Source organism: Corynebacterium sp. LK2510, from assembly GCF_040946405.1.
Taxonomy (GTDB): Bacteria; Actinomycetota; Actinomycetes; order Mycobacteriales; family Mycobacteriaceae; genus Corynebacterium.
On sequence record NZ_JAYWLR010000038.1, the window covers coordinates 1 to 3,073 of the forward strand.

Here is a 3,073-nt window from a genome sequence, read left to right on the forward strand (position 1 = left end):
TAGAACAACTCCTTGTTTCACTCTCATCTAAGGACCGCCAATGAAAGCTCTCTCACGCAAAATACTTGCGGTTATCTCAACAAGTCTCCTGTTTAATGCCACACCAGGTATTGCAGTAGCCCAATCATCCTTTTCTGACTCATCCACTTCTGATGATTTTCAGTCGGCAATTGAACCATCTAAAACTCCTAATTCTGCCGCGAGCCTCGATAACTCGATCGCAAGTGAAGCAACTCCCTCACAAGCAGTAGATGGCCCATTCGCTGAATGGGGTATTCCAACTCCTCCGGGTGCTGAAGGCTATGAGGTTAATCAGGTCGCTGAGGAAGATCTCAATCCACAAGGATTAGACGAGTGGCATCCAACCGCGAACCCGAATAAGGAAATTATTCCTGGCCAGATGCGCTCTGACCGGGAAGAGATCCCCGCTGGTGTGGACAAGGTAGAAGCTGATAAGGCAGAGGTTCGGGAAGCACAACTTGCGGATCCAGATACACCGGCGTTGAATGCACGCCCAGGTTGCGGTGTGTATTGGCCAACCAGATTCGAAGTGTGCGGACTAATTAAAGAAAAGTACGACAGCATCGGCGGTCCTAAGAGTTTTCTTCTTCTGCCAAAATTTAACGAACTGACCAATCCAGATGGAGTGGGAAAACGCTCCGAATTCGTTAACGGCTATATCTACTGGCACCCCAAGACTGGTGCGCATACGGTTAGTCTTCCAGTGTCGGTTGTTTGGGCGCGCCATGGCTGGGAAAAGGGGTTCCTTGGATACCCCACCACCAGTGATATTCCTCAAGGGAATGCATGGTATAAGCAAGACTTCCAGGGTGGATACGTTTATACCCATAACTCTCCAATTCGCCCTTCGCAGGCCAGCATCCAAGGTGCCATCTACAACAAATGGAAATCCATGGGCGCCCAAAACAGTAAACTCGGCTACCCCATCAGCGATGAGCTAACCACCCCAGACGGAATCGGACGCTACAATGTCTTCGAACATGGGATGATCTATTGGACACCGAAGACGGGGGCACAGGCTGTTTATGAACCGATCTTGTCTAAGTGGGCTAAAGCTGGGTACGAAAGAAGCCGCTATGGATATCCTGTAGCACCGCAGGAAAACGTTGGGGACTGGCATGTGCGTCAACGCTTTGAGCGAGGCGAAATAGCATCCTTTAATGAAACTATCTCTAGCTTGGCTAAGTCTTTTGGTTTAGATGACCAAGGGACGCAAGAGATGTTTGATGTGCTAATGAAAGACTTTGCAGATCATGGTATTGATAGCAAAATAGGATTTGAAAATCTCTTAACGCATTCTCTTGAGTCGCTTGAATTTAACCAATCCAATCTGCTCGCAGCGCTAGCTGAAGCTCCTGTTTTGCAATCGAACAGCGATAATGAAGCTGCGAATTGCAATTATATTCCACCTGGAAACTCAGATACCCTTGCCGGGGACGTATTCTATTCTGTAGCTACTACTTATACTTATAATCATGGCCACAATGGCATCTTCGTTAAAGAGGGGGCCACAGCGGAAGAAATTGAGACGGTGGAAGCCGTTAATCCTGAGCGAGGCGTCCAGAGGCTTTCAGGGAGCGCTCGAGAAGGCGTATGCGCCCCGAGACTCTTGCACGTTAAAACCGATGGTGCCACTCGAAAAGGTGCCGTAGCCTTTGCTGAGAAGCAGGCCCGGGAAGGAAAAGGCTATAACAAGAAGTTTTTCGCAACTCGTATTGGGCCGTTAGAGCAAGATACATACAATTGCTCACAACTGGTATGGGCTGCATATAAGAAAGCTTCTGGTGGTGGTCTTGATATCGGTGAAGAGCATCCCTATGAACCTTATCAGCCAGCTGTTATGCCTTCTGACATTTTGAAGTCGCATAATACCTACGAATACTGATCAGGGGTCAACAGTGCCCAGAATGCTATTTCGAAAGCTTCTAACGGTTTGGGCTTTGGGAGCGAGCGCACTTGTTGTTTCTTCATGTGCGCAAGAGACCCCACAGCAATCAAAAGCTCTTGTTTCTTGGGAATGGGGTGGTATCGCTAGAGCTGTTTCTTCGGCTCCTTCTGCAAACAACCATAACTACGTTTTTGGATCAAACGCTGACGAAGTGGATTCTCTTTCTGAACTTGCTTCGGTGTATAACCCTTCGATGGAGAGGCTTGGTGAAGGGTACGTGGCACCAGATAGGGATCAAATGGTTGTCTTTGATTCGCATTTTCACAAGCAATCTGAGAGACCAATTGAAGATTTAGGATTACCGACCCAAACGACTTCTGCTGGTTCAGCAAACAACGAAACGGCAGTGTTTGTTTTTAATGAAAGTAAGAGTGACAGTCCGTACGCTAGCCGTATCGTGCTTGCTACTGAGGACACTACAAATGTGGTAACTCGTGATATGAGACCGGTCGCGTTGAGGGCTTGTACTGATAAAACAGCTGTCTGGATAGAACGCGATGAAGATGATGGCAGCGGATTAACGCTTGTGCGTATGGGAGTTGACGGATTACTGTCTGAGTCTCGTCTCGACGGGCCTACTGGAATAGTCGCTTCAGAATTTTTCTCTGTTCTTGGGTGCGGGAAAGAAAACTCCTACATTTCATTTCCTGACGAATTTAGTAGTGCGGATGTTTTTTCAGTCGATGGTTTAAGCAAGAAACAAACCTTGAAACATGAAGGAAAACTCAAGGATCTACCGGAACCAGGTGTAAATAGGTCTTCTCGCTACGAAGAAGGAAGTGTGTCGTACTTTTCGGGTCGAAGAACGCTCCTGGAAGTCGATCTTGTGCATCAGGAAATTAGAGAAACTGAACCTCTTATTGGTGTAGACCGTCGCCCTGTATCTGCAACGAGCGACGGAGAGAATTTGCGTATTGTGACTCAGCCGCTCGACGGTTCCGAAGAGCTTCTCGTGCATTCATTTTCGTTTGAAAGTCCAGCTCCGGATGAGGACGGCACGCATATAGCAAAGCTTAGCCAGCTTATGCGCGGCGGTACTGCAAAAGATGCATATACGATTCCGATGTCTATTTACCCCTATTAGTCGCTGTACGTAGTGCTAGT

2 protein-coding genes are annotated in these 3,073 nt (G+C 47.7%); both read left to right on the plus strand.

Going from position 1 to position 3,073, the window contains the following annotated elements:
- Positions 1–40 precede the first annotated feature (40 nt).
- A complete protein-coding gene (locus VVR41_RS10615; RefSeq protein WP_368524744.1) occupies positions 41–1,906 on the plus strand; it encodes a hypothetical protein in 1,866 nt (621 codons plus the stop codon).
- 22 nt (positions 1,907–1,928) lie between these two features.
- Complete coding sequence (locus tag VVR41_RS10620; RefSeq protein WP_368524745.1) at positions 1,929–3,053, plus strand: hypothetical protein; 1,125 nt, start codon at positions 1,929–1,931, stop codon at positions 3,051–3,053.
- Positions 3,054–3,073 lie beyond the last annotated feature (20 nt).